At 65.2% G+C, this 6,706-nt stretch carries 7 protein-coding genes and 1 pseudogene; 3 read left to right on the forward strand and 5 right to left on the reverse strand.

Annotated features, from left to right (window positions below):
- The 4 genes and pseudogenes from A9X04_RS32490 to A9X04_RS28220 form a co-directional block, all read right to left on the reverse strand.
- Positions 1–164: pseudogene (locus A9X04_RS32490) on the reverse strand (mammalian cell entry protein); the annotation flags it as partial.
- Entirely contained in the window at positions 161–1,429 is a 1,269-nt protein-coding gene (locus tag A9X04_RS28210; protein ID WP_067928151.1) for an MCE family protein, read from the reverse strand. The pseudogene A9X04_RS32490 and the gene A9X04_RS28210, both read right to left, overlap by 4 nt.
- A 4-nt stretch (positions 1,430–1,433) precedes the next feature.
- Positions 1,434–2,282, reverse strand: coding sequence for an ABC transporter permease (locus A9X04_RS28215; protein WP_067928154.1), 849 nt, complete (start codon positions 2,280–2,282; stop codon positions 1,434–1,436).
- On the reverse strand, positions 2,279–3,046 hold the full coding sequence (locus A9X04_RS28220; RefSeq protein WP_067928156.1) for an ABC transporter permease: 768 nt from the start codon (positions 3,044–3,046) through the stop codon (positions 2,279–2,281). The genes A9X04_RS28215 and A9X04_RS28220 overlap by 4 nt, the downstream gene beginning before the upstream one ends.
- Before the next feature lie 611 nt (positions 3,047–3,657).
- Between A9X04_RS28220 and A9X04_RS28225 the strand changes: the two genes are divergently transcribed.
- From A9X04_RS28225 to A9X04_RS28230, 3 genes are all read left to right on the forward strand, one after another.
- A complete protein-coding gene (locus tag A9X04_RS28225; RefSeq protein ID WP_067928159.1) occupies positions 3,658–4,461 on the forward strand; it encodes a Stf0 family sulfotransferase in 804 nt (267 codons plus the stop codon).
- Positions 4,462–4,589: 128 nt separating this feature from the next.
- A complete protein-coding gene (locus A9X04_RS30705; RefSeq protein ID WP_156764574.1) occupies positions 4,590–4,754 on the forward strand; it encodes a hypothetical protein in 165 nt (54 codons plus the stop codon).
- 4 nt (positions 4,755–4,758) lie between these two features.
- On the forward strand, positions 4,759–5,877 hold the full coding sequence (locus A9X04_RS28230; protein WP_067928162.1) for a YeiH family protein: 1,119 nt from the start codon (positions 4,759–4,761) through the stop codon (positions 5,875–5,877).
- 26 nt (positions 5,878–5,903) lie between these two features.
- Here A9X04_RS28230 and A9X04_RS28235 read toward each other — a convergent pair.
- On the reverse strand, positions 5,904–6,706 hold an 803-nt coding region (locus A9X04_RS28235), incomplete at its 5' end, for an aminotransferase class V-fold PLP-dependent enzyme (protein WP_156764575.1).

Below are 6,706 nucleotides of genomic sequence, written 5' to 3' on the forward strand. Positions count from 1 at the left end.
TTGCCGGACTTCAGACCGGAGATGTTGGTGAAGACCGCCTGATAGCCGGTGCGGTCCTCGAAGCGCAACTGCCCGAAGACCGCGATCAGCGTGAACGTGAACACGAGGCAGATGGCCGTGAAGAGCGCGACGCGCGCGATGATCCCGGAAAGGTTCTTTCTCATGGGGGCGGCTGCCCCCCGCGGAAGAAGTAGCGTGGCGCCTCGGGCGGGTTCTTGGTGGTCGGGAAGTAGTTCGACCACCAGGGGTTGCCGGCGGCGACGTTGGTGCGGATCTCGTTCGGAGCGGCGCCCCAGCCGGTGTCGGTGACCAGCGCGCGCACCGGGAAGTTGGCGCTCGGGTCCGGCAACGAACCACAGCTGGGACGACCGCCCGGACCGCCGGTCGCGTTCACCTTGGGCAGGTGTTTGGGGTACCGGTACGGGTCGTCGCCGAAGAGCAGCCCGGCGTCCATGATGAACGAATAGCCGTTGCCCCCCAGCATGTCCCGACCGCCGTGGTCCACGTACCACTGCGCGCCCTGGAACAGGCAGGTGAAGGTCGGCGAGTATTTGTTCAGCAGCGCCATGGTCGGGTCGAGCAGGTTCACCGAATGCACGATGTCGGCCTCGTTGCGGCCGATGACGTTGATTCCGGCCTGACTGAAGCCCGCCGCCGACAACAACAGCGTGTCGAGCGACCGCTGGTTTTCGGTGAGCGTGGAGCTGGTGGTCGCGGCCGAGTCGAGGATCGACAGAATGTCTTGTGCCGCATCGGAATAGATGTCCGCCGTCTTGGCGAACAGCCGCCAGTCCCGGTGGATCGTGTCCATCCGGGGGTTGACGGTCAGCAGGACGTCGTTTGCATCGGTGATCGCCTGGCCGATCCGTTCCCCCTTGCCGCGCACCGACTGCGCGAACGCCGACAGGATCGCGTTCAGCTTGGCCGGGTCGATGGCCTGGACCACGCCCTGCAGATTCTCGAAGACCGTGTTCACTTCGACGGTGACGTTGCGGGAGTGCAGCACCGCGCCCTGCTTCAACGGTGTCGGACTGGGGTGCTCGGGCACGATCAGGTCGACGTACTTGGAGCCGAAGGCGGTGGTCGACTTGATCTCGGCCTCGAGGTTGCTCGGCAGATATTTGAACGGGCCGGGCTGAATTTTGAGTTGCAGCTGAGCCGCTTTCACGTCGGTGCCGATGGACGCGACCTGTCCCACCTCCACGCCGCGCAGCTTGACTTTGGCTCCGGTTTCCATGACGAGCCCCGCCCGGTTCGACACCAACGTGAGCGGGACGAAATCCTGGAATTTGCCGGAGAATGACGCGGCGGTGAGCGCGACCAGTCCCCCGATCAGGACGAACAAGGTCGGCGCCCACCAGATCGGGTCGATCTTGCTCTCGCGGACCCTGTTGCTCGCGCCGGGCCCACTGCTGTCGTAGTTGCTCATGCAGTCATCCCGACAGGTTGAAGTTGCCGGACTGCCCGTACACGGACAACGAAATCGCCAGGCAGACAAACGCCGTGACGATCATCGACGACCGCACCGAACGGCCGACGGCCTCCCCGACCCCGGCGGGACCGCCGGTCGCGGTGAAACCGTAATAGGTGTGCACGACCATCACACCGGTCGCCATGGTGAGGGCCGCCAGGAAGGACCAGAACAAGTCGGTGGGACGCAGGAACGTGGAGAAGTAGTGCTCGTAGACGCCGCGGGATTGGCCGTAGCTGTAGATCGTCAGGAACTTGGCCGCGATGAACGACATCAGCACCGCGACGGCGTAGAGCGGGATGACGACCAGGATCCCGGCGATGATCCGTGTCGACGACAGATACGTGATGGCGCGAATACCCATCACTTCCAGCGCGTCGATCTCCTCGTTGATCCGCATGGCCCCCAGTTGCGCCGTCGCACCGGCGCCGATCGTGGCCGCCAGGGCCAGGCCTGCGGTGCAGGGCGCGATCATCCGAACATTCAAGAAAGCCGACAGAAAACCAGTCAACGCCTCGACCCCGACGTTGGACAACGTGTCGTAGCCCTGGACAGCAACCAGGGCGCCGGTGGTCAGGGTCAGGAAACCGATGATGCCCACCGTGCCCCCGATCACCGCCAAAGCACCGGTGCCCATTCCCATTTCGGCGATCAATCGCAACAGTTCGCCCGGATAGCGTCGCACCGCATCGGCGGTGTTGGCCAAGGATCGGCCGTAGAACGCGGTCTGTTCACCGAGATTACGGGCGTAATCCGTCGCCCTCGGTCCGAGGTTGGTGAACCACGTTGGTTCTCGGGCTGCGTCGGTCATTTGGCGGTGACCTTCACGCCCAGCGCGGTGAGGATGATGTTGATGAAGAACAGCGCCATGAAGGAGAAGACGACGGTTTCGTTGACGGCATTGCCGACGCCGGTGGGACCACCGCCCACGGAAAGGCCCTTGTAGCAGGCGATCAGGCCCGCCGACAACCCGAACAAAGTTGCCTTGATGAGCGACGTGACTACTTGGGGCAGCCCCGTGACGAGTGTCATTCCCGCGACGAACGCACCGGGGGTGACGTGCTGGACGAAGACCACGAAGACGTAGCTGCCCACCAAGCCGGTGACAGCCACCACCGAGTACAGCAGGACCGCGACGAAAGTCGCGGCGATGATGCGGGGAACCACCAGGGCCTGGATCGGATCGACGCCGATCACCTTCATCGCGTCGATTTCCTCGCGGATGGTGCGGGCGCCGAGGTCGGCGCACATCGCCGTCGACCCGGCACCGGAGACCACCATCGCCGTGACGACCGGACCGACCTGTGTGACCGAGGCCAGACCCGCGCCGGCGCCGGACAGGTCACCGGCGCCGATCTCGACCAGCAAGATGTTCAGGACGAACACGATGAGGACCGTGTACGGGATGGACAGCATGATCGTCGGAAAAATGGACACTCGGGCGACGAACCAGATCTGCTCGAGCAACTCCCGCCAGGCCCAAGGACCCCGCACCGCGGCGATCAACGCCTGGGCGCTGAGCACAAAGAAATCGCCCAACGCGTTCATGGGCTTGGCGATGGTGGTCCCTTTCATCGGGCTCGCTCAGCCCGACCGCCGTCCATATGACTCAAACCTGTTTTCCGTTCTCTTAACGCAATTAATCTGCTCGCAATTAGCCGACTCGAGCGGCTTTTTTACACGCCGAACCGCGATGTCACGTTGCGCGCATAGACCACGCGAGGAATTTACGGGCAAGACTATGACCGCGTCAGGGTTGCAATCACTAAGAAGAAATCAGGCAAGCGGCATGTGACCCTGGGGTCAGGTCCCGTATCTCCGGCCCGCACTCGGTCCGGCTGCAGCGCATAACCCCCGGATATGACCGTCATCAGCGGTCGCGCGGCGACCGTGTCAAACCACCGTTAGCACCGCCGGCGGCGCGCGGGGCCCACCCGGCCGACATGCGGCCGACGTCACATTTGTTCCGAAGCGGTTCGGCAGCGGGGACGCGGAATAGGAACTCGTTACCCGACGAGTTTCCATGTTCTGACAACCTGGTTGAGCACTCACGGCCACCGTCCCGTTCGGCTATCGCCGCCAATCGACACAGTTCGGACAATCGGTGTTCACGGCAAGGATTACCTTCAGGGTGAGCGGAAAACGCAGTACCTGCGCAAGCACTTCCGTGCCGATAGGCTGACACGGTGACCGACGCCCCGTCCTCCTACTTGGTGCTCGCGTCGCAGCGGAGCGGCAGCACGCTGCTCGTCGAGTCGCTGCGCGCGACCGGCGTCGCCGGCGAGCCGCAGGAGTTCTTCCAGTACCTGCCGGCCACCAGCCAGGCGCCACAGCCCCGCGAGTGGTTCGCCGGCGTGGAGGACGAGTCGATCCTGCGCCTGCTCGACCCGCTCGATGTCGGGACCCCGGACCTCGCGCCCCCCGAGATCTGGCGCGACTACATCCGCACCGTCGGCAGGACGCCGAACGGCATATGGGGCGGCAAGCTGATGTGGAACCAGACGCCGCTGTTGTTGAACCGCGCCAAGAATCTGCCGAATCGCAGCGGCGACGGCCTGCTGGCCGCGATCACCGACGTGGTGGGTGAGGAACCGCTGTTCATCTATGTGCATCGCCCCGATGTGATTTCGCAGGCGGTGTCGTTCTGGCGGGCGGTGCAGACGCGGGTGTGGCGGGGGCGGCCCGACCCGGCTCGCGATGCGCGGGCCACTTATCACGCCGGCGCGATCGCACACGTCGTGACCATGCTGCGCGCCCAGAACGAGGGCTGGCGAAATTGGTTCGCCGAGGAAGACGTCAAGCCCATGGAGATTCCGTATCCGGTGTTGTGGCGCAACCTGACTCAGGTGGTGGCCGCCATCCTGGAGGCATTGGGGCTCGACCCGCGGCTGGCGCCCGAGCCCGTGCTCGAACGTCAGGCCGACCAGCGCTCCGATGAGTGGGTGGACCGGTACCGTGCGGACGCCGAGAAGCTCGGCCTGCCAACCTGACCAAAGCCGAAACCGCGCTTCTAAATTCAGCACGAGCCAATCACTTTCCCCGGGCCGTCCCAGACGCCACCATTCGCTCAGCAGCGTGTGGCGTCCCAGGCCGCCGTGGTGATCGAGGAGCGGTGATCGTGAGTGAAGGCGTGCCGACCGACGGCGGCGACAAAGAGATCGCGCAACGGCCGGGCTGGGCCGCGAGGCTCGGTTCGATATCGGTGGACTGGTGGGCTACCGCGGTGGCCGGCGTGATCGTCGCGTTGGCGGTGGCCGACGTGCTCCCGAAGATCCCGTGGTGATCGCGTGAGCACGGTTCGTGTCGAACCCGACGAAACATCGGCCGACGCCACTTTTACCAGTGCACGCCCGCTGGACTACGTGCCGGGCATTCTGCTCCTGATCGGGGTCGGCGTGCTGGGCAAGTACGCGCAAATCTGGTGGAACACCCTGGCCAAGCACCACCACTGGACGGTGCCCGACATCGAATACGTGTTGTGGGCCATCGTGATTGGGCTGCTCATCACCAACACCATCGGTCTGCATCCGATCTTCCGGCCCGGCGTGCAGACGTACGAATTCTGGCTCAAGGTCGGAATCGTGGCGCTGGGTTCGCGATTCGTCCTCGGAGACATCGCCAAGCTGGGCGGCATCAGCCTGGTGCAGATTCTGGTGGACATGACGATCGCGGGGACCATCATCATCGTCGTGGCACGAGCGTTCGGGCTTTCGGGCAAGCTCGGGTCGCTATTAGCGATCGGCACGTCGATCTGCGGCGTATCCGCGATCGTGGCCGCCAAGGGTGCGATCCGCGCCCGCAACTCCGATGTCAGCTACGCGATCGCGGCGATTCTGGCCCTCGGCGCGGTATCGCTGTTCGTGCTGCCGCCGTTGGGGCACGCGATCGGGCTGACCGATCACGAATTCGGGTTGTGGGCGGGACTTTCGGTGGACAATACCGCCGAGACCACGGCCACCGGGTATCTGTACTCCGACCACGCCGGCAAGATCGCCGTGCTCGTGAAATCGACGCGAAACGCGCTGATCGGGTTCGTGGTCCTGGGATTCGCCCTGTATTGGGCCGCGCGCGGGCAGGCCGACGAGATCGCGCCGGGGGCGAAGGCCAAGGCCGCGTTCATCTGGGAGAAGTTCCCGAAATTCGTGCTGGGCTTCCTCGTGGTTTCCGCGATCGCGACCGCGGGCTGGTTGACGAAGGGCCAAACCGCCAACCTCGCCAACGTGTCGAAATGGGCGTTCCTGCTGACCTTCGCCGGTGTCGGGCTGAACACCGACATTCGCCAGATCGCGCGCACCGGGTGGCGCCCGCTGGTCGTCGCCGTCATCGGCCTTACCGTCGTCGCGACGATCTCCCTGGGAATCGTGCTGCTTACGTCACGCGTGTTCGGTTGGTACGCGGGCGGTTAGCCGTGCGCTAGCCGCGGCCGGGGCGGCTACCCGACGTTGGTGCCGCCCTCGGCGATCCGGCGCACCGCGCGCAAGAAGACGTCGATCTCCTCGAACGTGTTGTAGAACGCGAACGACGGGCGAACGGTGGCCTCCAACCCGAGGCGCCGCAGGGCCGGCTGCGCGCAGTGATGACCGGCGCGCACCGCGATGCCCTCGGCATTGAGCGCCTTGCCCACCTCCAGCGGCTCGTGTCCCGCCAGTACGAAGGACAGCACACTGGCCTTCTCGGTCGCCGTACCGACCAGCCGGACGCCGGGGATGTCGGCGAGGCGCGGCGTCGCGTACTCGAGCAGCGCGTGCTCGTAGGCCGCGATCCGCTCGATGCCCAACCGCTGCACGTAGCGCAGCGCCTCGGTCAACCCGACCGCGTCGGCGATGTTGCCGGTGCCCGCCTCGAACTTGGTCGGCGGCCCCTGATAGAGCGAGCGTTCGATCGTGACGTCGGCGATCATGTGGCCGCCGCCCTGCCACGGCGGCGTCTCGGTCAGCGCCTCCTCGGTGCCGTAGAGCGCGCCAATTCCGGTGGGGCCGTAGATCTTGTGCCCGGAGAACACGAAGAAGTCGGCTCCGAGCTCGGCCACGTCCACCGGCATGTGCTGAATCGACTGGGCGGCGTCGATCAAGACTTTGGCGCCGTAGCGATGGCCCAGCTCGACGATCTTGTCCGCCGGGACCACCGTGCCCAACGCGTTGGACACCTGGGTGGCGGCCACCAGCTTCGTCCGCGGACCGAGCAGTTCCTCGAATTCGCTCAGCAACAGGTTGCCCGCGTCGTCGATCGGCGCGA

It is taken from the genome of Mycobacterium sp. E3247 (genome assembly GCF_001667785.1).
GTDB lineage: Bacteria > Actinomycetota > Actinomycetes > Mycobacteriales > Mycobacteriaceae > Mycobacterium.